24 protein-coding genes and 1 other RNA gene are annotated in these 25,904 nt (G+C 37.9%); 7 read left to right on the top strand and 18 right to left on the bottom strand.

Going from position 1 to position 25,904, the window contains the following annotated elements; genetic code table 11:
• Positions 1 to 92: 92 nt before the first annotated feature.
• The 6 genes from M3175_RS09990 to M3175_RS09965 form a co-directional block, all read right to left on the bottom strand.
• Entirely contained in the window at positions 93 to 2,009 is a 1,917-nt protein-coding gene (locus M3175_RS09990; RefSeq protein ID WP_251518495.1) for a 3'-5' exonuclease, read from the bottom strand.
• A 559-nt stretch (positions 2,010 to 2,568) separates the two neighbouring features.
• The gene (locus M3175_RS09985; protein WP_251518494.1) at positions 2,569 to 2,823 is read right to left on the bottom strand and encodes a hypothetical protein; all 255 of its coding nucleotides are present in this window, start codon (positions 2,821 to 2,823) and stop codon (positions 2,569 to 2,571) included.
• Positions 2,824 to 2,964: 141 nt separating this feature from the next.
• Positions 2,965 to 3,792, bottom strand: a complete 828-nt coding sequence (locus tag M3175_RS09980; RefSeq protein ID WP_251518493.1) for a hypothetical protein — start codon at positions 3,790 to 3,792, stop codon at positions 2,965 to 2,967.
• A gap of 36 nt (positions 3,793 to 3,828) precedes the next feature.
• The gene (locus M3175_RS09975) at positions 3,829 to 4,344 is read right to left on the bottom strand and encodes a PD-(D/E)XK nuclease family protein (protein WP_251518491.1); all 516 of its coding nucleotides are present in this window, start codon (positions 4,342 to 4,344) and stop codon (positions 3,829 to 3,831) included.
• Positions 4,345 to 4,428: 84 nt separating this feature from the next.
• Positions 4,429 to 4,872: an SRPBCC family protein gene (locus tag M3175_RS09970; RefSeq protein ID WP_251518489.1), complete on the bottom strand. Its 444-nt coding sequence runs from the start codon at positions 4,870 to 4,872 to the stop codon at positions 4,429 to 4,431.
• 41 nt (positions 4,873 to 4,913) lie between these two features.
• Complete coding sequence (locus M3175_RS09965; RefSeq protein WP_251518487.1) at positions 4,914 to 5,912, bottom strand: hypothetical protein; 999 nt, start codon at positions 5,910 to 5,912, stop codon at positions 4,914 to 4,916.
• Between the two features lie 562 nt (positions 5,913 to 6,474).
• On the opposite strand from M3175_RS09965, the gene M3175_RS09960 reads away from it, so the two are divergent.
• Both M3175_RS09960 and M3175_RS09955 read left to right on the top strand, forming a co-directional pair.
• Positions 6,475 to 6,951 (top strand): DUF2975 domain-containing protein, encoded by a 477-nt coding sequence (locus tag M3175_RS09960; protein WP_251518485.1) that lies wholly within the window; start codon positions 6,475 to 6,477, stop codon positions 6,949 to 6,951.
• A gap of 9 nt (positions 6,952 to 6,960) precedes the next feature.
• Entirely contained in the window at positions 6,961 to 7,182 is a 222-nt protein-coding gene (locus M3175_RS09955; protein ID WP_251518483.1) for a helix-turn-helix domain-containing protein, read from the top strand.
• Positions 7,183 to 7,257: 75 nt separating this feature from the next.
• Here M3175_RS09955 and M3175_RS09950 read toward each other — a convergent pair whose 3' ends face one another.
• From M3175_RS09950 to licT, 7 genes are all read right to left on the bottom strand, one after another.
• Positions 7,258 to 7,722 carry a DUF3291 domain-containing protein gene (locus tag M3175_RS09950; protein ID WP_251518481.1) on the bottom strand — a complete coding sequence of 155 codons (465 nt, stop codon included), beginning with the start codon at positions 7,720 to 7,722 and terminating at the stop codon, positions 7,258 to 7,260.
• 190 nt (positions 7,723 to 7,912) lie between these two features.
• Entirely contained in the window at positions 7,913 to 9,082 is a 1,170-nt protein-coding gene (locus M3175_RS09945) for a glucose-1-phosphate adenylyltransferase (RefSeq protein ID WP_251518479.1), read from the bottom strand.
• 562 nt (positions 9,083 to 9,644) lie between these two features.
• Complete coding sequence (locus M3175_RS09940; protein ID WP_251518477.1) at positions 9,645 to 10,526, bottom strand: DMT family transporter; 882 nt, start codon at positions 10,524 to 10,526, stop codon at positions 9,645 to 9,647.
• 89 nt (positions 10,527 to 10,615) lie between these two features.
• Entirely contained in the window at positions 10,616 to 12,016 is a 1,401-nt protein-coding gene (locus M3175_RS09935; RefSeq protein WP_251518475.1) for a glycoside hydrolase family 1 protein, read from the bottom strand.
• 229 nt (positions 12,017 to 12,245) lie between these two features.
• Entirely contained in the window at positions 12,246 to 13,724 is a 1,479-nt protein-coding gene (locus tag M3175_RS09930; RefSeq protein ID WP_251518473.1) for a glycoside hydrolase family 1 protein, read from the bottom strand.
• A gap of 69 nt (positions 13,725 to 13,793) precedes the next feature.
• Positions 13,794 to 15,737: a beta-glucoside-specific PTS transporter subunit IIABC gene (locus M3175_RS09925; RefSeq protein ID WP_251518471.1), complete on the bottom strand. Its 1,944-nt coding sequence runs from the start codon at positions 15,735 to 15,737 to the stop codon at positions 13,794 to 13,796.
• Positions 15,738 to 15,991: 254 nt separating this feature from the next.
• A complete protein-coding gene (gene licT / locus M3175_RS09920) occupies positions 15,992 to 16,822 on the bottom strand; it encodes a BglG family transcription antiterminator LicT (RefSeq protein WP_251518469.1) in 831 nt (276 codons plus the stop codon).
• Between the two features lie 382 nt (positions 16,823 to 17,204).
• Between licT and M3175_RS09915 the strand changes: the two genes are divergently transcribed.
• Both M3175_RS09915 and M3175_RS09910 read left to right on the top strand, forming a co-directional pair.
• Entirely contained in the window at positions 17,205 to 17,486 is a 282-nt protein-coding gene (locus M3175_RS09915; RefSeq protein ID WP_251518467.1) for a toxin-antitoxin system YwqK family antitoxin, read from the top strand.
• A 19-nt stretch (positions 17,487 to 17,505) separates the two neighbouring features.
• Positions 17,506 to 18,012 (top strand): VOC family protein, encoded by a 507-nt coding sequence (locus M3175_RS09910; RefSeq protein WP_251518466.1) that lies wholly within the window; start codon positions 17,506 to 17,508, stop codon positions 18,010 to 18,012.
• A gap of 91 nt (positions 18,013 to 18,103) precedes the next feature.
• Here M3175_RS09910 and M3175_RS09905 read toward each other — a convergent pair whose 3' ends face one another.
• Positions 18,104 to 18,682, bottom strand: a complete 579-nt coding sequence (locus M3175_RS09905) for a LysE family translocator (protein WP_251518465.1) — start codon at positions 18,680 to 18,682, stop codon at positions 18,104 to 18,106.
• A 132-nt stretch (positions 18,683 to 18,814) separates the two neighbouring features.
• Between M3175_RS09905 and M3175_RS09900 the strand changes: the two genes are divergently transcribed.
• Complete coding sequence (locus M3175_RS09900) at positions 18,815 to 19,741, top strand: LysR family transcriptional regulator (RefSeq protein ID WP_251518464.1); 927 nt, start codon at positions 18,815 to 18,817, stop codon at positions 19,739 to 19,741.
• A gap of 108 nt (positions 19,742 to 19,849) precedes the next feature.
• Here M3175_RS09900 and M3175_RS24890 read toward each other — a convergent pair whose 3' ends face one another.
• The 4 genes from M3175_RS24890 to M3175_RS09885 form a co-directional block, all read right to left on the bottom strand.
• Positions 19,850 to 19,975: a hypothetical protein gene (locus M3175_RS24890; protein ID WP_285852233.1), complete on the bottom strand. Its 126-nt coding sequence runs from the start codon at positions 19,973 to 19,975 to the stop codon at positions 19,850 to 19,852.
• A 66-nt stretch (positions 19,976 to 20,041) separates the two neighbouring features.
• Positions 20,042 to 20,926 carry a TIGR01777 family oxidoreductase gene (locus M3175_RS09895; RefSeq protein ID WP_251518463.1) on the bottom strand — a complete coding sequence of 295 codons (885 nt, stop codon included), beginning with the start codon at positions 20,924 to 20,926 and terminating at the stop codon, positions 20,042 to 20,044.
• Positions 20,927 to 20,941: 15 nt separating this feature from the next.
• Positions 20,942 to 21,331 carry a thiol-disulfide oxidoreductase DCC family protein gene (locus M3175_RS09890; protein ID WP_251518462.1) on the bottom strand — a complete coding sequence of 130 codons (390 nt, stop codon included), beginning with the start codon at positions 21,329 to 21,331 and terminating at the stop codon, positions 20,942 to 20,944.
• 139 nt (positions 21,332 to 21,470) lie between these two features.
• A complete protein-coding gene (locus M3175_RS09885) occupies positions 21,471 to 23,045 on the bottom strand; it encodes a histidine kinase N-terminal 7TM domain-containing diguanylate cyclase (RefSeq protein WP_251518461.1) in 1,575 nt (524 codons plus the stop codon).
• A 215-nt stretch (positions 23,046 to 23,260) separates the two neighbouring features.
• Here M3175_RS09885 and ssrS point away from each other — a divergent pair.
• Both ssrS and M3175_RS09875 read left to right on the top strand, forming a co-directional pair.
• Positions 23,261 to 23,457, top strand: a non-coding RNA gene (gene ssrS, locus M3175_RS09880) — 6S RNA.
• Positions 23,458 to 23,713: 256 nt separating this feature from the next.
• Positions 23,714 to 25,882, top strand: coding sequence for a sensor domain-containing phosphodiesterase (locus M3175_RS09875; RefSeq protein ID WP_251518460.1), 2,169 nt, complete (start codon positions 23,714 to 23,716; stop codon positions 25,880 to 25,882).
• Positions 25,883 to 25,904 lie beyond the last annotated feature (22 nt).

Here is a 25,904-nt window from a genome sequence, read left to right as displayed (position 1 = left end):
TTTACTCCTCAACTTCAACAAGGTAAAATTTTTTTATCATATCCAATCTACCTAAAGTACAAATTTATACTTAACAGCCTTTCTTTACCCTTTTAACTGGATTGTTCTTTTTGAAGCGTATTAGTCTTTTGAGCTTGCTTTAATTGATCGAAATACTTAGTAAACTCCGAATCACCAGAATAGGATAAACATAAAAGGTCCTTTGCTCTAGTCATCCCGATATAAAGAAGAGATGCTTCTCTATTTTTATCTTCTTCTAATTGAAATGGCATATTATCAACATTAACAATAAAGACTGCTTGAAAATCTAAGCCTTTACTACTGTCGATCGTACTGATCTTAACCGTATTCGAATCCTTATCAAAGTTACGTTTCGTTTCACTATTTTCAGTAATCCAGTAGTATGGGATAGTTTCACTTTTTAATGCTCTAGTCAGTACATCCACATAATTAACCTGGTGTGTTCGTTTTACTCGATACAATATAAGCATCTCTGAGAAAGGAATTTTTCTCGCTTCGTTTAGTTTTTTGATCTGCTTAGCAACAATTTTAGCTTCTTTAAAAAAGCTGTCTGCTTTAAGAATGGCGGGTTCATATCCTTTTCGCTTCGTACTTTGTGGAGCAATAATCTCTCCCTCATAATCATGTGAGACCACTTTCTCCTTTAGTGATGAATGCGAACGGTAGAAATCCCACGCGAATTTCACAATTTGTGCGGTGTTACGGTAGTTAATGTTTAATACCTTAGATCGTCCTTGAAAACTCAACCCGGTATCTTTTAAATAAGTATTCTTTCTTTTATATATGGTCTGGGCACGGTCTTCCACTAATAGTAGAGATTTGGTACTAGGGTTTAGTAGTTGGCTCACTAGCCCGAACCAACTTGACTCGAAGTCTTGGCCTTCATCTATTAAGATAGCGTCATACATTGGCATGATGGCTTCTTTCGCTTCAAGTTTCTCAATGACTGCCGGAATTTTATCTTCACTTATCTTGAGATCGTTCTTTAACCAAGCATGAAAGTTTCTCACCGTTACATTATGCTTGTTAATGACCCTTCCCTCTCCCGAAGAGAAATCTAAATCAAACAAGTCGTCAGGTTCATTCATCATATGAACAATCATTTGTTCGATGCTCCTAGCAAGTGAGATATTGTAGCAGAGAATGAGAATTTTCCAATCCGGATGTTGCTTCGCAAGCATTTTCGCACGACTCGCAAGGATTAAAGTTTTCCCACTACCTGCAACTCCTCGGATTAACCTATTCTTATCCCCAAGTTGCTTTGCAAGATTCTCTTGGTGTAAGTCCATTGCTTTAATATCGTGTAAGGAAAGCAGCAACTGATCTTGGTAAGGGACTGGCTGTTTGAATTCTGCACTGATCCTCACTTCAGGGAATAGATGGTAACGAATCGCATCAATTTCTTGCTTGGATAAAGGCTCTCTTAAACGATAAGGAACAATAAACATATTGGATATCTTCTCGAACAAAATCTCCTCTGAGAAGTTTTCTTTTTCCGGATCAATTTCATCACGTGTAAGACAGAACTGTGGTTCAATAATGGAGTATAATCCATCCGTGATAAATTCTTTTTGATACAGCCTCGTAAAGACCGCACCATACCCAAATGGAAACTTGAGTTGGTATTTATATTTACCGTCCAGGTTCACTAGGTTTTTATCTTTCTTTAACTTATCAACTAAGTGAAAAATATTCTCCCTAGCTTGCTTTAATGGATTTTTTGTCGTGGTTGTCTCACCAGAAGAGGTCAGTAATGTCCATTCTTCATGGTTAAGTTGTAACAATGTATTTTTTGTATAATCTTTTACTTCTAATACTACAATCCCCAGGTCTGGGCCAATTATCACAAAATCTGGTCTTTTCCCTTGAATTTCAGGCTCGTAATAGACGATGTAATCTTCCGGCAAATACGTTTTAAGGGTGCGAAATAGTAATCTTTCTCCCATTGTTGCCGTAGAACGAATTGTTTCTGGTACCGTGTAGGCCATGTTACCACTCCATAAAGTGCGCTTTTTTTCCATTATACAACAAAAGTCGCAGCTCTTTACATATTTTAGAGATAGCCTGTCCTTTTGAACCACTTCCTTATATTCAGAAATAAAAGGAGGTGTAAGCATATGTCATCAAGGCTAGTACAATCGAGGCTTTTGTGGATTATTCGCAGTTTAATCATCTTGAGGAGTTTCGTGAGCATGTGACTTTATGGATGGTAGTGTATAAAAGTAGAGTCATTTCACAAGAAATGAGCAAATTGCATTACAATAACTGATCCCTTTTGCTGAAAAGGTGCCGGGAGTTTGTAAAAACGAAGATAGGTACGATGCTTAAGAGTATCTATGAGGATCGGGGTGAACTTGGTATGATTTCACGATCATCCTTTAAACGGATGCTTCAAAAGGCGATTAAATTTGGCATTATAACTGTATATGAAACTGTCAGGAAGAATGGGTCGCAGTTTAGTAATCTTTATGTGTTTAAGCGGTATCCCTACAATACCATAAAAAAAAGCGTTTCTCCTTTTGGTGGAAAAACGCTTTTCTCTTATTATTAAAAACTATTATTCTTTTCGGGAATGATACAGTAACATCCTCTTGATATTCTTAGCAAAATACGGAACCTTGATGGTACTTTTGAGCTATTATTGCCTCTATGTGTAACAGGTACCATATCTGCCATAGCAGTACCTGTATCTTTATAGTCTTTTTGATAATTTTTTTGTATCCATTCATCTATTTCTTTTTTACTTTGAACGACACCTAAATGTTTAAATGCTTCGAGAATTGCTTCGATTTGTGTAATCACTAGTCTCTCCTTTAGCTTCATTTTTGCTTGATTACGGACAAATTCGGTCTGGTGATAACTGATCAAGTCTGCTTTCAGAGGACTGCTTATCAAAGAATAAGCAGCCCAATTAGATAATATGGGATCTGGTTTTAGAAAAGTCTATACTAGAACAGTTCCACTGTTCTCTAGCAACGGAGTTTCCACCGCTACACCTAGATTTTTTAATAATTTAGCAATTGTTAACATACCCATTTCTGTATTAATCTTGGTTTCCAAGAAGTATGTCTCACCTGTTATGATTGATTCATATTTATGGATTGAGGAGAATTTTTTTCTACTTTTATGGATGGGCTGCAATGCTAATGCATAACGCTTTCCGTTGTCCCCACCTCCGAGAATAAAGCCCTCTTCTATATGTTTGTGAAGAGGAAGGTTTTGTTCTTCAATCCACAGTAAAGTCTTTTTCCAAAGTTCCGGAACATTTTTTCCATAAATATCCATTACTTCTCCCCTATAATTAATAACAATATGAAGCTCGTCCCATCTTTTATGTATCGTTCTTTGGAATGGCGTCGAGAAATTCCATAGCTCTTCTACATCGTTTTCCTCGTTCAGAATCCATTTGATGGTTCTGAACACTTCCCCATAGTTTTCGTTTACGACTGTGTTCACATAGTTTCTCTCTTCACTGTCGTCTTCATTTGATATGTTCGTAATGGCTTTAAACACATCTTCAAAGCGGTCATAAATGGAGCGAACGAGGATGCGTTCTTCTTCAATCGTTGCTAATTTTTCACGTTTTCCTTTATAAGGCATACGTAGGGCATCTACATACTGCTGAATGATCGGTTTGGCGTAAATGCTTAAATCTGGGTTATCCAGGCATGGCATAAGTACGATGTCTACTAGTTGCTGATAGTCGATTCCATTCCATTTGGAGCTGCCAAACATGGCTTCATTGGATTCTTTGATTTGGCTTTTTGGCACTAAGCCTACCAGCAGGAACGTTTCGTCTTTGAATTTCTATTCGAATTTTCTTAAATACTTGTTGCATTGATTCACGTCCACTCTGGCATAGACCTTTTGCTCGACCGCTAGGATTAATCTTTTCTCCTGGCTAGGGTCTTTTTCATCGACGATATTTACCTTAAAGAAGACATCTAGTCTGCCTTTGTCGTCATTCTTTTCAGATTCCTCGAGGGTTTCTTGCTCATCAATATCTAGTTTGTTAATATCCTTTTCTGCGATAACCTCCGGATGTCTGAATTGATTTACATTCAGCATGGCGAGATCCGTAATATCATCCAAGTTTTCATCCGCCGATTCGGCCACGGCCATTAAGAATCTTTGAAAAGGATAATACCCTAGCATATGTCGTTCGGTTGGATCCAGTAGCCAAGTTAAGAATCTTGAATGCCAGGTTTCTAAATGAGTAGCCCCCACAACATGGAACACATTCGGGCGGTCAATCAGGAATTTTAAGGCGACAAATTCCTTATCCATCGTTAATTCATACAGCATTCGTTTTAGTGATTTCATCATGATTCTCCCCATTTTTCACAAATATATTTTTATAGTTTTATCAGGATTTGCTTAAACCAGTTCTATGGAAATAATGACTTGTTAGTGAATTAACGAAGCTCTTAAATCATTTACCCCATTTTCCAAATAAGCCTTTAAACAGGATAACATATAGACCCAACCTTCTTTTTGTCCCAGCAATTTGGCTACTAAATCAGGGTCATCATCTTTAAAGCCAGATTCGGTTATTTCAATCATCGTTGTCGACTGATCCAATTCTTTTAATACTATGGTAACAGTCGATACTTCTCCGTGTTCTTCTCCCCAAGAATAGACGATCTTCTTCCCTTCCACGATTTCTACTATCTTAATAACCCCTTCTGCTTCATACTCGTCATATCTCAAGGTAATCTTTTTTCCTTGTTCCCATCTTTCCGAACTGGAAGTGAACCAGTAGTTCCCTATTTTCTTTGGGTCAACAATCGCTTCAAATACTTCATTAGCGGAGGTATGTATTTTAAATTTTGTCGTTAACTGTGTATTCAATTCGTAATCAACTCTCTTTCGTTTTTATCCTTATCGCATAATCAAAAAGGATCTTCAGTCGCCTCTACTGCTTGCCGAGCCATATATTCCTCGCGAATCTGTGATAGAGACTTTCCGCTTTCTTTATGGATGGCAAAAACATACGTTTGAACACTAGACCATCCGTATATCTCCTTCAACCATGCTTGCATCGATTGTTCCTCTTCATTCACATTAATGTTCCCATTAGCCATAAGCACGCCTTCATTGCCTCGATCCTTGGCCACAATAACGTCTCCTTCTTTTACCACTCCCCACTCAAGCATGGCATCTATCTTCGGTAGCGTTCTTCGTGTACCGCCTTTGCTCCTCTTTATAGAAACAGCTAATGATTTGTCCATGAGGTTCACATAATAGTCTTCATAATTCGTAACCGGTAACAGCTTTTCTTTCAGCAAATAAATGTTATCCTTTACCTTATAAGGAGTCAGCTTATAACAGCTCATATCCACTTGATTACTATTTAACCAAGAAACAGCAGAAAGGGTTTGTTCATCAAAGTCTGAAGCCACTAATATGATCTTTTGCTTTTGATTAAAACTCTTCTCCGCCTCGTTGACTCTTAAGAACTCATTTAATTTTCGGATGCCTAGCTCAAAAGAAGTTAACTCACCAAGTTCGAATTCACTACGATATTTTTCTATGTAGGGTGCGTAGACTTTTTTCACCAGATCATCTGGGCTCTCAATGGTCGCATAACTGGCTGCATAGCGGATCGCCTGAAATTCGAAAGCCTCTTTCCGACCTTCAATGTCTTTACGGTCCCGCTTGATCTCTATTAACACCATATTTCCGTTATTATCAACGGCCGTTAAGTCACTTCTGCCGTTCTTTTCATTCTTCACTTGTTGGCCCACAATCAACATGGATTCTTCCTCATCACAGATCATATCAATACTATTTCTTAGTATTTCTTCGAGATCACTTTCCTGCATCCCTAACTCCGTAAAAGTGACTGCCTCTAATTTCTCTGCTTTTTTTCTACCGCTTAGAACGTACATATTTTCTCCCTACCAACATAATTAATTGTTCATCACTGTATCTAGGATACCATAATGAATATGGTTCATACTGGAAAATAAATTTGATAAACACTCCACCATTTTTTCATCATTACTCACCTCATTTTTTATTTTCTGTTCGTTTCTTCGTGCTAGAGTCTACTCCTCCACAGCTTTCATACAAACCATTTTATCAGTGCTAGAAACGAAAGCCTTGCTGGTTCTCGATTTCCCTAGCGACCGTTCGAACATCCTTCAACATCTTCAAATCGCCTATATAATGTTCCATTGTTGACATCGCAAGTTTCTGATTTTTTCGATCAGAGTAAAACAACTCCTATGGCACTCCTCATCTCGCTTTTGATTCATGCAGTCTGCTCTGCTTATTTCGTAAGTTCGTAGTATCAAAGAATGGGTAGTCCGTTTTTGAACCCCCTTTGTATGATTCTTCATTTATTCTCCTGTCTAAAACAGCAAAAATAAAAAACAATAATTACTTATTGTAAAACGATAAATAATACATTAGAATCAATATATAAATAAATTAGTGAGGTGTTTTATTATGAAGCGAGGGTCAACACTATTTTTACGTATGGCACTTGTTCTTATTGCCATTCCAGTTCTAGCATTAGGGATCTTTGGGTTAACTTGGTTACCGCAACATCCCTTTAATCCAAGTTATGACCACATCCTGTATCCCATTGTTATTGGGATGTATGTATCTGTCCTCCCGTTTTTCGGTGCGTTGTATCAGGCGTTTAAGCTGTTGAACTATATTGACAGAAACGAAGCGTTCTCTGAGTTGTCTGTGAAGGCACTACAAAAAATCAAATTCTGTTCCATGACCTTCAGTGGGTTGTATGTGGTCGTTCTGCCATTTGTCTTTTTCGTTGCCGAACTAGACGATGCACCAGGCCTCGTTATCGTCGGAATGGTTCCTATTTTTGCTTCCCTGGTCATCGCGGTCTTCGCTGCGGTTCTCCAAAGACTGTTACAAGAAGCAATTGATATCAAATCAGAAAATGACTTAACGGTCTGAGGTGAGAACATGGCGATTATAATTAATATTGACGTGATGTTGGCGAAGCGCAAAATGAGTGTAACCGAGCTTTCAGAGAGGGTTGGGATCACGATGGCGAATCTTTCTATCTTAAAAAATGGGAAAGCCAAAGCGATTCGGTTGTCCACTTTAGAGGCGATTTGTAAGGCGTTGGATTGTCAGCCTGGAGATATTTTGGAGTATCGAAGTGAAGAGGGTTCTCAAGAGTAGGATATTCAAACACAAAAAAGGATGGATGAGCAGGTACTTCTATGCTCAATCTATCCTTTTATCATATAAAACTCCCTACTTTACCGAGCAAGTGTCCCCTTTTTCATCAAATGCCTGTTTGAAATCAAACGCAAAAGGACTAGGTCCATTTTTTATATAATGTTTGTATCTCTTAAAAGCCTCCTCCCAAGAGACATCCTTCAGCTCTTCTGTCCACCACACAACATAGGAGAGATGCTTTTCTTGATAAGGCTCCATCCATTTGCTTCGATCTCGCAATGCTTGACTATGGCGACCGGAGTATGTAAAACGATACAACGCTTGGAGGTTTCTCCATACGGTTAGGGTAAGGACCGGATATCCCTCTCCCTTTATCGCTTCCTCAGGGAATGGAACTCCATCCGATGGGAATGCCTCTATCATTCCTGATCTCCTTGCCTGACGAAAGACATGATTTCCCACTTCAAAAAAGTCACGGGAGGCCGGGTGCTCAAACGGATGATGTAGCCTGCCAACGGTATAGATCGACACATAGGCCATAAACAACCCTCCATTTACCAGTTTCTAGTTATATATATTTATGTGAGGTGATTCCTTATCCTTTTTATTTTCTAGAAAAAAAGAGTATTCCCTTCTGAGGGTGAATACTCTATTCTAGCTTGGTTTGCTAGGTGTGCAAATACCTTATCCCAAGTAAATCTTTATATTAAACTATGTATTTAAAGGTTGGTTATATGGCTTTTTCTTTGATTTTTTCATCCTTTTTAATGAGTTGATTCTCTCCAATTAATGTAATCTCACTGTATGCTTTTGCTTCCCCAACCATTGCATTTTTTTCAATCACCGTGTTGCTTCCAATTACCGCTCGGTTCACCACGGCATTATCTTCAATGATGGCATTTGGCAGGATGACAGAATCTTTAATCATGGCTCCCTTACCAATCTTCACCCCGCTAAAGAGAACAGAATTTTCTATCTTTCCAAACACTTTACAACCCTCACCCACTAGAGATTGGGTGATAGAAGCGGTCGCATCCATATACAATGGTGGCTGGGTGGATTCATGTGTATAAATTTTCAACTCTTCATCCAGTAATAATGGATTGGTTTCTGCAGAAAGTAAATCCATATTTGCTTCCCAGTAACTTTCAATCGTCCCAACATCCTTCCAGTACCCATCGAACTTATAGCTATAAAGCTGACAGTTGTCGTTAATCATGGCTGGTATGATATCTTTTCCAAAATCCTTTGATGAGTAAGGATTGGCCTCTTCTTTTAGTAAATATTCTTTTAATATTTTCCAATTAAAAATATAGATGCCCATGGAGGCGAGGTTCGATTTCGGTTGCTTTGGTTTTTCTTGAAATTCTACTATCTTCATGGTTTTCGAGTCTATATTCATAATGCCAAAGCGATTGGCCTCATTCCATGGAACATTGATCACCGAGATGGTTGCATCTGCTCCTGTGGCTTTATGTTGTTCCAACATTTTGTTGTAATCCATTTTATAAATGTGATCTCCAGAAACAACCAAAACAAATTCTGGGTTATGACTCTCGATATATTGTATATTTTGATAAATGGCATGAGCCGTCCCTTCATACCATCTTTCTTTTACATCACACTGATAAGGTGGAAGAATAGTCACTCCATCGTCCCTTCGGTTTAAATCCCAGTGTTTGCCATCACCTATGTAATTTTGTAAAATATGAGGTTGATATTGAGTCAATACACCCACAGTACTTATACCGGAATTGCGACAGTTGCTTAACACAAAGTCAATAATCCGATATTTTCCCCCGTAGGGAACGGCAGGTTTGGCAATATATTGAGTTAATTCTTTTAATCTGGAGCCTCTGCCACCAGCTAATAACATAGCAATACAATTTTTACTATTCATAATTACCTCCCTGTTTTTTTATAAATCTATATGCCTTCATATTAATAGACGAAATAGATGAGTCGAATGAGAAGAAGTATATGACAAGCCTTGAGAAGATGATCTTATATAAAGCTTGTTAACAATTCTGTCCCTCATTTTAACAAACTGCGGAACTGTACTAAATCAAGAAAAAACGACTAATTAAGACTCATTCGACAGTATTCGTTGTATATTTTTCCTCACAAGCTAGTACTATCATAATTAATTCAAAAACCCTCTCTGATCTTGTCGAATCTCAATGAAAAGAATTTAAGAATTGATGTCAAATTTGTGAACATTTTAAATTTCTTAGTTGGAAATCTTTACAAAAATAGAGAGCTAAAGGTATATTCCTACTTATCAAACAAACTTCAATTAGAGCTCATGTACCGGATGGCCTACCATATTTTTGCTAACCTAATTAGCTACGTGTACAAAAGCCATTTAATTTGAACTTTTCCCTTCAATAAAAAGGAGATTAAGTAGTATAGCTACCTAATCTCCTTTTACAAGTTTTCGTAAATCTTCAGCAATTATCTTATTACCGATTAAGAGAGGATGTCTTTTGTAATGGGAAACGGGCAGAGCCTGCGTTATTTACCACCCAAACTCCTGTAAGTGTCAAAATGATTCCTATTAATGTAATAGGATTCAAATCTTCCTTTAAAAATAGGAATCCTGAAAGAGTCCCAACTAAGGGTACAATGAGCAAAGATATGGATGCTTTACTGGCTTCCATTTTAGAAAGAATATTAGACCAGATCACGAAAGCTAATGCAGAAGCTAAAATTCCGGAATATAAAAGATAAACGATCGCCATAAGACTCCAATGGGATTCCCCATGCTCAAAGCTAAAAGAATACAGAAATAAGCCCATTGCTCCCGCGCCCATTTGCCAAGTTGTAAATTGAATAGAATCACAGCCTTGTAGTTTCTTTTTGAAAATTAAACTAGACAGCGCCCATGTTATGGCAGAGCTTAACGCAAGAATGGGAGCCCATATAATCCCTCCAAAATGAATATCCATAGCTAAGAACAACCCAAGTATTCCGATTAAGATTCCACCTGTTTTCGTAACCGTTAATTTTTCACCAGGAATGAAATAATGAGCCAAAAATGAAAGAAATAATGGCATGCTATAGGTTAAAACAGCAGTAAGTCCGGCGTTTATGTAATTCAAAGAAATTTGGATGGCAATGTTAAAATAAGTGGTTTGCAGAAACCCGCAAAGAATATACCATTTTAATTCCCTTTTACTCGGAAGAGGAATTTTTTTAAACCAGGTTAACCCAAAAAGTACGATGGCCCCCAGTAAAAAGCGATAGGCAGCAAACAAAACAGGTGGGAACACGTCATTACCCATTTTCATAATTACAAAATTAAAACCCCAAATTATACATAAAAACAGCATCATTCCATTCATGATTTCCCCCTTATTATCCCTCCACTATATTAAAAGGAAGGTTCACCCTATAGTGCACCTTCAATCCTACTTTGTACTATTTCTATATTTTATAAGATTTCGCCATTGGTTTCGATGACGGTTTTATACCAATGGAAACTCTTTTTCTTCATTCTTTGAAGTGTTCCGTTTCCATCATTATCTCGATCCACATAAATGAAACCATAACGTTTCTTTAATTCACCCGTTCCAGCACTTACAATATCAATAGGACCCCAGTAGGTATAACCCATTAAATCCACCCCATCGCGTACGGCTTCCTTCATTTCTTCGATGTGTTTTCTCACATAATCAATTCGATAATCGTCATTGATTTCTCCGTTTACCACTTCATCGTTCGTACCCATCCCGTTTTCTACAATAAAAAGTGGTTTTTGATAACGATCATATAATTCATTACATACATATCGGAAGCCCTTTGCATCAATTTGCCATCCCCAAGGAGTAGATTCTAAATAAGGGTTTGGAGTACCAAGAACTCCTCCTGTGTGCCCGATAAATGGCGTGCCTGCTTTGTGTGTTGTCGTACGATAATAAGAGAATCCTAGATAGTCAGCCGTATACTTTTTGATTAATTCTAAATCTCCCTCTTCCATCTGAACATGAACATGATGATCCTCCCAAATACGGTTAATATAATTTGGATATTGTCCGCGTAGAAGTACGTCGCTGTAAAATAGGGAACGGCGTCTTAATTCATATGCTTCAAAGACATCATCTGGGTGACAAGTATTTGGATAAACCCCACTTAGTGATAACATTGCACCCATTTTAGCATCAGGAATAATTTCGTGACATAGTTTTGTTGCAACTGCACTTGCTACGAACATATTGTGACTAGCTTGATAGATTGCTTGCAGTCGATTTTCATCTTCTCTTATTACAATGCCAGCAGCTGCGGTAGTAATGGTATGCGCATTGTTCATTTCATTAAATCCCATCCATATTTTCACTTTATCTTTATATCGCTTAAAGATGGTTTCACAATAGCGTGTATAAAATTCGATAAGCTTTCTATTTTTCCAACCATCATAATGTTTGACTAAATGCCATGGTGTTTCATAGTGGGAAATGGTAACAACCGGTTCTATTCCATTTTTGATTAATTCATCAAACAATTGATCATAGAACTGGAGTCCCTGTTCGTTCGGAGTTCGTTCGTCGCCATTTGGGAAAATTCGGCTCCAAGCAATGGATGTTCTGAATGCTTTAAATCCCATTTCAGCCATTAAAGCAATATCTTCTTTGTAACGGTGATAAAAGTCGATGGCTTCATGGTATAGATTAAATTCACTGCTATTTTCTTGGATCCCTTTCATAAGACCGCCTGGCATAAGGTCAGCAATGCTTAACCCTTTTCCATCTTCTTGATAGGCACCTTCCGCTTGGTTAGCAGCAATCGCTCCCCCCCATAAGAAATGTTCTGGAAAGCTTGCTTTTTTAGTTGTCATTTGACATTCCTCCAATAGGGCCATTTTATGTATCTACGAAATTTTCATTCTAGGTCTTCGTCGTTTGTAGCTATCACTTTTTGGTACCAATCGAATGATAAAACAAAAACCTAAATGATCTTGAAAAAGGGTAAACGAACCCCCGCTCCAGAAAATTTAGGTTTTGCCTGATTGAACAGTAACAATCCTGATGTATGATCTTCTCTACTTACATTCCTTTAATAAAAAGTTAATCCAAATTCTCCCCATTGCTTTCAATTACTTTTTTGTACCAGTGGAAGGACTTTTTCTTCGAGCGTTTTAATGTTCCACTACCATCGTCATGCTTATCAACATAGATGTAGCCATAACGTTTGGACATCTGACTCGTTGAAGCACTGACCATGTCAATACATCCCCAAGAGGTATAACCAAATACATCGACGCCGTCCTGAATGGCTTCTTTCATTTGCTCAATATGCGCTCGCAGATAATTAATCCGGTAATCGTCATGGATTGAACCGTCTTCCTCGACCACATCAACCGCACCAAGCCCGTTCTCTGCAACAAATAACGGTTTTTGGTAACGATCATACAACTGATTTAACGCTGCTCTCAGGCCTTTAGGGTCAATTTGCCATCCCCATTCACTTGCTGGGAGATAGGGATTTTTAATTCCACCGGTGATTAAGTTTCCTACCGCCCCTTCTAGTTTTTCTGGATGTGCACTGACAGCACTTGACATATAGTAACTGAATGAAATGAAATCAACCGGGTTTTCTCTCATAATTGGTTCATCTTCTGGCTCTGTTTCAAGTACAACATTCTTTTCTGCCAACATTCTCGCTGTGTAAGCTGGATAATAGCCTCTTGCTTGAACATCAGTAAAGAACAGGGATTCGCGCTGTTTTTCGACTGTTTTTTGGATATCGTCCGGGTCACAACTGTAAGGAACAAGTAATTGGTAACTAATCATCGTTCCTACATGAACGTTTGGATTCATCTCTTTCCATACTTTTGTCGCCCTTGCACTAGCAACAAATTGATGGTGGGCACCTTGGAACTTTGCTTGTTCAAGATGCGGGTGATTTTCTTCGACAACCCCTATACTTGTCCAAGGATGGTGTTTCACACAATTTATTTCATTGAATGGAATCCAATATTTCACTTTATCTTTATATCTTTTAAATACGGTGGTGGCAAACCGAACATAAAATTCAATCACTCTTCGATTGACCCAACCTCCGTATTCTGTTGCGAGGTGTAAAGGCATTTCATAATGGGATAACGACACAAGCGGTTCAATTCCATAATGATTCAATTCATCGAATACTCGGTCATAAAATGACAGTCCTTCTTCATTCGGCTCTAATTCATCGCCATTTGGAAAAATACGAGTCCAAGCCAGTGACATGCGATACACTTTAAATCCCATTTCAGCAAATAAGGCAATATCTTCTTTATAATGATGATAAAAATCAATTCCGTGACGTTTTGGGTAATATTTTTGACTTGAAGGGTCCTGTGCTTCCTCTACTTGCTTTTGAGTCATCATATGCCATTGGTCGGTCCAGCGCTCTTTCGGTATGCTTCCGTCGAATGTATATACATCGGCAACAGAAAGCCCCTTGCCCCCAACATCACTACCACCTTCAATTTGATTGGCAGCAGTTGCCCCGCCCCAAAGAAAATTTTCAGGGAATTTTTTTAAGTCAGAATAACTTTTCAACGTTTAAACCTCCCGTAGGAAAACAATATGATACCGTTCGGTCGGTACTATATTGTCTTTTCATTTCAACTAGACAGCTCGAATTAAAACTTGTTTTTCACTAACGATCTTTTCTCTTATCGCATCGATTGAACTGTAATCTGCACTGTTTGTAATAATAACTGGAGTAACGACTTGGTACCCCGCTTTTTGGATATTTTCTATATCAAATTCTACTAACAAATCACCCACACTTACTTTATCGCCTTGTTTTACATGAGCTGTAAAGTGTTCACCTTCCAACTGGACCGTATCCATACCGATATGGATTAGGATTTCAGCACCATTGTCAGAGGTAATTCCGATGGCATGTTTCGTTTTAAAAAGAGTCGTAACAACACCGTTTACTGGAGACACAGCACGTCCATTTGAAGGGACAATGGCCACCCCTTTCCCCATCGCTTCAGATGCAAAAACTTGGTCTGGAATTTCTGTAAGAGCGATTACTTCACCGGCAATCGGACTTACGATTTCTTCGCTTCTTAAACCTTTAATTGCATTTTTGTTTTCACTGAACACTTGTTGATCTGCTTGTTTATTCACTCCGCCAAACAGTAAAGTAAGAACACAAGCAACGAAGAATGCTGCAACCATCGCAATAATGGAACCCCAGAAACCTGTTGTAAGACCATCTGTTGGATCAATGAACAAAGGTATTTTAAATATTCCAAGCGGGCCTGCACCGTATAGTTTTGAACCCATGACTGCAAGGATTGCTCCACCGACCGCACCACCGATACAGCTCATGATAAATGGCTTTTTAAGTGGTAATGTAATCCCATAAATAGCGGGTTCTGTTACACCAAATATACCTGAGATAAATGCTGGAAGACTTAGAGATTTTAATTTTTGGTCTCTAGTTTTTAACCAAACAGCTAACACTGCACCGATTTGAGCAAAAGATGCTGCAAACGTTAAGGCAATGAATGAATCGTAACCCATTACAGCTAAGTTATTGTAATAAATAGGAACAAGTCCCCAATGAACGCCAAAGATTACAAATACTTGCCAGAACGCACCTAAGATAAGTCCTGCAACAATCGGAACGGTATTATAGATTGACAATACCCCTTGTCCGATACCATTTGCGACCCAAGTAGCCACAGGACCAATAACTAAGAAGGTTAAAGGAACAATAATTAACAATGTGAGAAGTGGTACAAAGAAGGATTTTACAACTGCTGGAATCACTCTTGCTGCCCATTTTTCTACTTTAGCAGCGAAGAAGGTTGATAGAATGATGGGAATAACAGAAGATGTATAACTCATTAAAATGACAGGAATTCCTATAAATTCAATTTGGATAGGTGATTCAAACATCGTACCTTTAAAAATTGTCATGATCGGCTCGAGTGCTTTAATACCTGCAAGGCTTGGGTGAACAAGCGCCGCTGCAATGGCCATACCCAAAAACGGAGTTCCGCCAAACTTTTTCATTGCTGTATAACCTAAGAATATGGGCAAGAATACGAAGAAACCATCACCAATTGCATTTAATAATGCATAGATACCATATGTAGATTCCACCGCACCAGTTGTAGCATTAACTGGTACATTGCTGATCCAACCTAGTGCAACAAATGCAGCGTTTAAACCTTTAACAATACCTGTTGCTGCTAGCAAACCTAACACAGGAGAGAAAATATTTGAAATCACATCGATGAACCGATTGAACAAACTTTGTTTTTCTTCGTTTTCATCGTCTGCATCTACTTGAGCTGCTGATGCGAATCCCCCTTCAGCCACAACTACTTTGTAAACGTCTGGTACATGATTCCCTATTACTACTTGGTATTGTCCGCCACTTTTGATAACGGTTACAACTTCATCCATGCTTTTCAAAGCTTCTGTGTTTGCTTTACTTTCGTCTTTTAACTTAAAACGCAAACGTGTAATACAGTGAACAACACTTTTTACGTTTTCCTTTCCTCCAACATTTTGAATGATGTCTTTTGCTAATTTTTCATACCTCATGAACATTACACCCCCAAGATATTTTTGTTTATCGAGCAAATGCTTCAGACCGTGAAGAAATTAATAAAAAAAAACCTAAATCTCCTACATCATAAGACAATTGTCTTATGGTATAAGTGACTTAGGTTTTGCCTGCTTTACCAGTAACAACCCTATTACGGTCGAATATTTTGCTGTTGAAACTAATATAATATAATCCTATCAAAATGTAAACCCTTACTTTTCCAAAAAAACATGTCTATATTTTGAACAAGCTAACGTTGAGTCACTCTTTCAATATGAATCGTTAAATAAAGGATCTCATCATTGGTAAGTGCGTATTGATATTCTTTTTGAAGATAATCGTTAATTTTTACCGAACAAGAAAATGCATTTGGATGCTTTTCTTTTACGATATGAAATAAATAATCATCTTTATTTTCAATATAGGTTTGATTCAGCATTCGTTGAGCAAAGAACTTTAAGTGGGTGATAAAACGAAAATAATTTAATGAATCTTCATCAAAGTCGATCTGAAAATGGTATTTTACAATCCTTAAAATCTGCTGGGTGACTTTAGTGATGGTCATGATGTTCGACACATCATCGTTCAACTCAGCATTTAAAATATGAAGGGCAATGAAACCTGCTTCATCTTCGGGAAGTTCAATATCAAGCTTTTCCTTTATCATCTTGATCGCTTCTAACCCGATAGAAAACTCATCTTTATACAATTTCTTCGTTTCCCACATAAGAGCGTTTTTGATTTCATAGCCTTCCTTTTTCCGTTCAATCGCAAAATTGATATGGTCGGTTAAAGCCACATAGATGATGTCGCTTAGTTTTTTATTGTACTCCGTTATGGCATATCGGATGATTTCCTCACAAACCTCCATTACTTCAATCGGGACTTCGCGAAGAAGGGTTTTAAATTTTTCCGACACTTCTTTGCTGTCAAGCGTATAGATCTTTTCAATTTTTCCCTTATTGACAGGATCACCAGCTTTTACCTGGAATCCAATTCCTCTTCCCATGATCATCAATTCTTTGTTTTGTTCATTGATCACGCTAATGATATTGTTATTAATGACTTTAGCTACTTTCATTACTGACACCACCTTTCACTGTGAAATTACTAATCTATTTTCAGGTATTTATTAATTGTTAAGTATAATTAAGGTTGAAATGTAGTGTCAATTATAATTAAAAGTAATATAAGCCGTTCATTCGTAATTCAGTTGTGGCACCCCTAGGGAAAGTTATATTTATATAATTATTTCACAAGTGTATAGTATCCGTTGAACTCTATCGATCGATTTAGAAGAGTGAGGAGAATCTTTGATAGAGGAAAGATGCAACTTCTCGATAAGGAATACGCCTTTCTATTCCCTCCTAGCATAGAATGAGCGAACAACATGATTTAGATTGTATAATAGATAACGGTATCATTGTAATCATAATTTATAAAATTAGTATCGGAGGTTCGTCATGGAAAATGAAAAATGTGACATAATACACCCTAACGGTGTGAAGGAAAAGAAACTAGAAGTGAATGATGATTATACGATCAAATACCATGCAAACGGAAAAACGATATGGTCAAAAGGAAAAATCATTGAAGAGTTGCCAGATGGCTATTGGGAATGGTATCGGACCGATGGAACGATTAAGCGTTCGGGGCATTTTGAAATGGGTGAGCCTGTTGGTGAATGGATCACTTATGATAGCAAAGGTCAAAAATACAAAACCACCAATCGAGATAAAAAATAATGTCATAGGGGTGAATGGGTTGAAAAATAAAATCCAAAAAATTACTACCAATTTATGGTTTGATCATAAAGCCGAAGAAGCAGCCACCTTTTATACGTCCATCTTTAAGAATTCAAGCATTCGTAGAATCACCCGCTATGGAAATGAACGTCATGAAAGCCGTACAGAAGGAGCGGTAATGACTGTTGAATTTGAATTGGAAGGTATGCCTTTTGTCGCGTTAAATGGCGGTCCCACCTATACATTTACAGAAGCCATCTCGTTTATTATAAACTGTGAAACACAGGAAGAATTAGACTATTATTGGGAAAAACTTTCTGAAGGTGGAGACGAAAAAGCACAGGTTTGTGGATGGTTGAAAGATAAGTTCGGAGTTTCTTGGCAAGTCATTCCTGCTTCCCTTAACGAGATGATTAGTGATGAAAATCCTGAAAAATCGGAAAGAGTTATGAAAGCCCTTCTCCAAACGAAGACTAAAATTGATATGGAGAAATTGAGACAAGCATATGAAGGGAATTCTTACTGAATTGGTTTGGATAAACAGGGACACTAATCGAATATGCCACACAAAACAGTGACAATTGAACCCTGTCACTGTTTTAACCTCATTTTAATGTTTAAATAAAAATACTTGCAGCTGAATATATCAACAACAAACTCATGATCACTCGAAATGACTTGTCATATTTAGCAAAGAATTTCTTAAAAATCGAGCCGAAGCCTGACCACAGTAGTAGCGCTACCCAACCTAGAAAAATAGCTACAGTTAAGTAAAGGCCAATTGATTTATAAGAATGATAAAACGGCAATATAAAAGCACTCATCACTGTTAAGAAAAACAGAATGCTTTTGACATTTATGAGCTGAAAGATAAATCCAGAAAAGAAAGAAGATTTCACCTTTCTAGAATCTTCCCCTGAACTTTTTTGCAATCCCACCATCCATGCCAAGTAGAGCAAATATGCCGCACCAGCTATTTTAAAATATGGCTCTACTAATGGTATCCAATTGTATACACTTGTTGTAAATACACCGCTCAAAATTCCTAGTACCGCAAACCCTGCCAAGATGCCGCTATTGAATTTCCATGACCCTATAAAACCAAATCTACGACCTTCATTCATCATTATGATATTACTTGGACCTGGTGTAATGGATGTAATAATTACATACGAAAGAAACGCTAATATATTCATAGACCCACCTTCATTTACTAATTTACTATGGAACAGCCTTTATTGTATGATGATATTAACGATAAATAAAATTGAAATTGCAAAATTCATTATCATTTTTTTCGATAATACCTTCACTTGAGGAGTACCGATATGGAAATTAGGCATTTAATCACGTTTATGACCATTGTAGAAATAGGAAGTTATACAAGAGCTGCTTCGAAGTTAGGTTATACTCAATCCACGATTACATCTCATATACAGGCGCTTGAAAACGAAATTGGCGGAGAACTGTTTACTTATGTAAAAAGGAAATTACAGCTTACTCACATTGGTAGAGAGCTAATACCTCTAGCTGAAGATTTACTTGCTACTCATGAACAGATAAAAAACATGCGAAGTACACAAGAGATTAAAGGAGTAATAAAAGTAGCTGCACCAGAGTCTTTGACTATCTCTAGATTAGGTCCCATCATTAGGGAATTCTCCTTAAAATATCCTCGTGTCAAAATCATACTTAGTAATGGCACATGCGGGCAAAACCAAATTGACTTAATTAGTGGACGAGCAGATGTTGCTTTCATGGTCTATCCAGAAATAGAGCCAGAAAAATGCTTGCATTATTTATTATCTGAGGAAAAAATCGTCCTTGTGACTAGTACGGATGGTCCAGATCATTTTGACGAATATAAAAAAAAGAACACGACCCATTTTTTTATCACCAATGAAGAAGGGTGTAGTTATCGAACCATGTTTGAAACCTATCTTTTAACGCAGAATCTGTATAACTTTCAAACAATGGAGTTATGGAGTATAGAAGCAATCAAAAAGATTGTTATGAGTGGAATCGGGTTTGCCGTATTACCTTACATTACGGTCAAAGAAGAAATAGATAGTGGAAAACTAAAAATGGTTAGTCATAACGAAAAGTTCGATCCTATTTATTCTCATATGCTGATAAAAAAGAAAAAATGGCTCTCTCCGGCAGTAGAAGCATTTGTTGAACTGGTTTTACATTCGACTACGGAAACGAAAAAAATAATGTCATTGGGAAATAATATAGCAGAACTAATCAATTAATAGTAAACAAGTCTAAAAGCCGTGCGATTTCAGTTGTGAAATCCACTTCTTATAGACTTGTTTTATATTTATCCGATGCTAATGACACCTTTTCAGGTAGTTATTTTATTAATCTAGCATTATTTCACCCAATCTAGCGTCGAATGTACCGATTTCAAAATCAGAAGTGAGAAACCAACTACCGAGTCCGATGCTAGCCAATATTACTAAAGCGATAATCAGTAAATTTTTCATGCCTCACCTATGGTGGATGATAGTGTGGAACCTTTACTCATGGAATCGACTCCTCTTTACTTACCCTTAGTTCAAAATATCCTGTAAAGTCCTATCAAGGGTTGGGTAGACAAATGTATAGCCTTCACTTTGTAATCGCTCAGGAAGCACCCAACGGCTTTTTAACACTAATTCTGTTTCGGTTTTGATGAGGATGGAACCAATTTCTAACATCCATTTTGGACTAGGTAATCCAAACGGGACTGCCATGGTCTTTCTAAGGGTATTCATGAACTCGTCATTGCTAACAGGGGCTGGGGATGAGCAATTGAACACCCCGCTTAGATCTTCTCTATCTTTTATAAATAAGACAATTTGGAATAAGTCTTCAACGTGAATCCAACTGAACTTTTGCTTTCCGTTCCCCTGGTGTCCTCCTAGACCACACCTCACTAAATTTCTGTAAGGAGTCATGACTCCACCGTCTTTCCCTAACACGATGGCTATACGTAGGGCAACTTGTCGTGTGTTCTGAAGGTCAAAGGAGAAGAACGTTTTCTCCCAAGTGGTTGCAACATCTACCGAGAAACCTGAACCCTTTTCTCCGTTTTCTTCCGTCATCGGACGGTCTTCTGCGTGTCGATAAATCGTTGCTGTACTGGAGTTTACCCATGTCTTAGGTGGATTGGTACACGCTTGTATTGATTCTCCAAGAATCGTTGTAGTCTTCACCCTTGAGTTCATGATCTCATTCCTGTTTACCGTGTTGTATCGGCAATTGACTGATTTACCTGCAAGGTTAATTAAAAGTTCAGCATCCTCTAGAGCTTCCACAATGTCTTCCTTGTCTTCCCATGAAATATGCTGTTTTTGCCTCGAGATAACCTTCACTTCGTATCCTTGGTCTTTGAATTTCTTTTGAAAGTATTCGCCAATAAAACCAGTTCCCCCGGCTATCACCACTTTTTTCATAGGCCCTCTCCCTCTCTATAAAAAGCGTTTTCTTATCTCTGGTGTCGGTAGCATGCAACGATCCTTTTTTCCGAACCATTTGTATCTATTCTTGGCAAGGAGATCGTAGAAAGTGTCACGTACGGGTTTTGGTATGATGGAAAGTATGTATAAGAGCTTCCAACCGCCTGATAAGTGCTTGCTGATCTGAAGAGCTGCTGCAGACTTAAAGTAACACTTATCGTCTTTTACTAAGATTATGCTATCGATATGTTCCGGCACTTGGTACCTTCTTTTGATTTCTTGCCCTATTTCACTTTGTAGCGAGGTGAATTTGTATACGGCATTTTGATCTCTTTTGATGATGAATTGAACGCTATGATCACAAAAGTTACATTCTCCATCGAACAAAATAATGTTGTTCATCCCCTCACCTCTTTTCAATAGAAGGATCATTTTGGTTGATAGGAATATTTTAACATAAAAGAAAAAGGCCAGGTGAATATATTCACCTAGCCTTCCTCTACTAGCTATATGTCTTCAATGTAGTTTCTTTTTCTAATGCTCAATTTCGCACAAGCGAGTGTTCTAAATACAGCTGAACCCGATTTCGCCCTTTCTCTTTCGCCGAATATAAGGCTTTGTCCGCTTGATTTAATAGCTGATAAAGCGTCGTCCCCGTCTCCTTCATTGCTTCAGCCACTCCCATGCTGACCGTAACAGGAATCTCTCCTTCATTTGATTCTAGCGGGTGTGCTTCTATATAGCCCCGGATGTTATTGGCGAACACTTCCCCTTCTATGCTTGTACGTCCCTTCAGTGCAAAGACAAATTCTTCCCCACCATAACGGGCAAAGATGTCTCCTTCTTGTAATTGGATTTGGCAAGCCTTTGCAACATGAATGAGTAATTGATCCCCCACATGATGTCCAAAGGTGTCATTCACTTTTTTAAAATAATCAATATCCATTAAGATTACCGTAAAATCAACCTGTTCTTTCATGGCTGTTTCAAAGTCTTGTTCGCTTTTCTGAAAAAACGCACGTCGATTGTAGATTTGTGTGAGTTCGTCATAATACGCTTGGTGCTCCAATTGAAGCTGCAATCTTTTAACTTCGGTTATATCCGTAAAAATAATCAATAATCCCTCGTGATTTTTCGAATTCTGCAACATGGAGGTACGTACTTGATAGATTCTCTTGGAATTCTCATCCGTTATAACCTCGATTTCCTGGTGAAGCTCCGTTCCGTCTAGTTTAAAAGGAATCGATGTTCCCGACAGCCCATGCCACACCTGTTCAAGGTCGTTTCCAAACATGGACTTATTTAATTGAGGAAACATCTTTTTACATGCTGTATTAAACTCTATTAATCGATTGGAATCATCCAACACCATGACCCCATCATTAATGCTATTAAAAATCTCATCTTTAGCAATCGGCATAATCGTAAATAGGCGTGAGGAGCTTATGGCCCATAAATAAAAGAGCGTCGCCAGCCATCTGACCATTGGCACTGGGTCCACCCCTGGAGGTGTTAATCCGATCAAATAAACAAAAGCTGTGATCATCGGTACTAATTGTCCGCACATAAGAGCGATCAATTGAGGACGATACGTTTTGGCTGTTTCCTTCCAATGGGCAAGTATGAGAACAAATCCCGCAAATAAGCATGAGAAGGTAAAAATACCATGAACCACATACCAGCGACCAATCTCCAAATGAATATAAGGTGCTCCGAGCGTTGGATCGACTTCGAACACTCGATAATGAAGATGATGCCAATCATTTGTCGCCACCATCACTAAGCTTATCAAAGGAATGATCAGAAAAGAAATCACCCTTTTTTTAGTAACTTTCATACCCAAAAACTGCATCGTAAACAATAAGCTCAAAGGCGGAGAAAATGGCATACCAACATATTGAATCGTCGTCCAAAACTTTAATTGTCCTACGGTTGTACCCATCATGCCAAAGGCAGCACCCAAACAATAAATCGTAGTGGCTGCGGTATAAAATAAAAACAATTTAGCAATTTTCATATACTTATGACGATTGAAAAACACATAAAAAAATAGAAATAAATTTAATACACTGGATGTAGCAATAAGAGTGATATAAGCGGTTAATTCCGAATTCACTGGTGTACCTCTTAGAAAAGTATTTTCCCTATAATGTAGCACAAAAGAACCATAGATGGCGTAACTTTTTATCATCCAGTTGAAAAAATGTATCTAATTGAAGTCTGATATACAGGACTTTAGGGTGATCTTTCGCACGAATTCAAGAGAAAATTTGAGGATGTATGGGGAAGGATTACCATTGATTATGGTGACCATTAATAGTAATATAATGACATCAGCTGCATTGTTCGTATTCATAATAAAGTTTTAACCTTTAAGCTGTAATAGGGAGTTTAACATCGAAACACGAATGACAAGTCTCCGTCTATAAGACAAGGAGGACAGGCAGGAATGTTTCTGCGAACACCCACTTTGAGGAGTGGTGGTTTAAAACTTTCTTATACCTTTATACGGCAAATGCGGCAGATACATATGAAAGAACCAGCTTCCCTTTGGATACTGGTTCTTTTCTATTAAAAAGTTCTTCCCCTCGACTCTCCTAACCTTCACTTTATGACTGAAGTAGCCTCCACACGAATACACATAACGCTCCATTGATACTCATTAACTCCTTAACCATTCAACATTCCCTTTTCCATAATATAACAACAATGTCAACTCATACCCTATATTACGAAAAAGGAATTGTAGTAAAATAGCCTTAGATTATTTAAAGGATGAGAGTAATGAAGAAATTAATCGATAGTAAGGCTGCCATTGAAGTGTATAATACTTTATTTATACATAACCAAGATGCCAGCTACGGTATGGACCTTGAAGGAAGATTTACCATTATTAATGATGCCTTTGTAGAGATATCTGGTTATACAGAAGAAGAAATGATTGGTCAACCCTTTCAAGTTTTGATTAGAGAAAAGGATCTGCCTCTCACCGTGCATCATGTTAGTAGAGCAGCTGTAAACGGTGAAAGATCCAGATTTGAGACGTCCATTATTCATAAAAATGGTCATGTTGTTAACCTTTTCGTAGCAGCTATACCGATTATTAGAAATGACGAAATAAAAGGTGTGGTTGGATATGCAAAGGACATTACAGAAGAAAAGAGAACGAAAAAACTTCTAGACGGTCAAAATAAAGTGTTGGAAATGGTGGCTAAAGGCTTCTCGCTTAAGGACGTGTTAGATTCCATTGTACTTTTAATGGAGGATGTACTGACTGGAAGTCTGTGTTCGATATTATTAATGGATCATGATCTCGGAATCCTTAAAAAAGGATCAGCCGTTAATTTGCCTCTTGAATATAACCATTTCATTCATCTCGGAGTAGGTGTGGGTCCAGCGAGCGGGTCATGCGGTACAGCTGCCTATAGTCAAAGACCCGTAATAGTGGAAGATATAGAAAAAGATTCCCTATGGAATGAACATAGAAACATTGCCCTTAAAAATAATTTACGCGCATGTTGGTCATATCCAGTATTAGACAATCATTCTCGAACATTAGGAACATTTGCCGTGTATTATCACGAATCAAAAAGACCCAACCATATGGACATGATGGTTATTGAAAAGGCTACATATTTAACCAGTCTAGCCATCCAACATTATGAATCAGAAGAAAAAATCAACTATATGGCCTATCATGATGAATTAACAGGTCTTCCCAATCGCCGACTGTTTGATCTGCAAACTTCGTACGCCCTTGGGAAGAATAAAAACTCAGCACTTTTATTCATTGATTTGGACCGATTTAAAGTCATCAATGACACACTCGGTCATGACTATGGAGACCTCCTATTAAAGGAAGTAGCCGACCGAATTAAATCTAGTATCCGTCTTCATGATACAGCTGCACGACAAGGAGGAGATGAATTTATCGTACTCCTCGACAATATCAAAAGAAATGAAGTAGAGAAAATTTTATATCGTATACTCCATATTTTATCTACCCCTTTTCAGATCAATGGGAAAGAAATATTTGTGACTCCAAGTATCGGGATTAGTATGTATCCAGAGGATGGACAACATGAAAGTGAGTTAATTCGAAAATCCGATGTTGCCATGTATCAAGCCAAGAAGGATGGTAGAAACACATTTCGGTTTTATGATATGAATATGGACAAAGAGCAAGAAGAACAACTCAAGATAGAGAACGAGTTGCGTAAGGTTCTTTATAAAAATCAGTTATCACTCTATTTCCAACCAATTATTGATTTACAGTCTAATAAAGTCCTTTCAATTGAAGGATTGTTGCGTTGGAATCACCCCGTCATGGGCTGGATTCCGCCTGCAAAATTCATTCCTATTGCAGAAGAAAATGGATTGATCATCCCAATTGGTACATGGGTTATGGAAGAAGCCTGTAGACAATTGCAGATGTTAGCGTCAAAAGGATATCACCATATCAACGTAGCCGTGAATCTATCCATCCGCCAGTTTTATCAACCAAATTTTGTGTCAATGGTAGCTAACATCATAAGAAACAAGCGGATTAACCCTGAAAGATTGCATTTCGAAATTACAGAGAGTATGACAGCAGACGTCCAACTAACCACGGCGATCCTTAAGGAATTAAAGACTCTCGGTGTTTCTATTTCCATTGATGATTTTGGAACAGGTTACAGCTCCCTTAGTTATTTAAGGTCTTTTCCTATTAACACGTTAAAAATCGACCGTTCTTTCATTAAAGATATTTCCCAAAATAAAGAGGATCAAGATATTGCCACCATGATTATTTTTATGGCGCATAAATTAGGGTTAAAGGTTATTGGGGAAGGTGTAGAAACATCTGAACAAGCAAAATTCCTAACTGATAACGGGTGTGACATGCTTCAAGGCTACTATTTTAGCTATCCTCTTAGTGAGGACGAGCTTCTCAGTTATTTACGTGAAAAATAAACAATTAACCCGAATAAAGTTG

Source organism: Robertmurraya korlensis (genome assembly GCF_023715225.1).
In the GTDB taxonomy this organism is placed as follows: Bacteria; Bacillota; Bacilli; order Bacillales; family Cytobacillaceae; genus Robertmurraya_A.
This window is presented reverse-complemented; position numbering and strand designations above follow the sequence as displayed.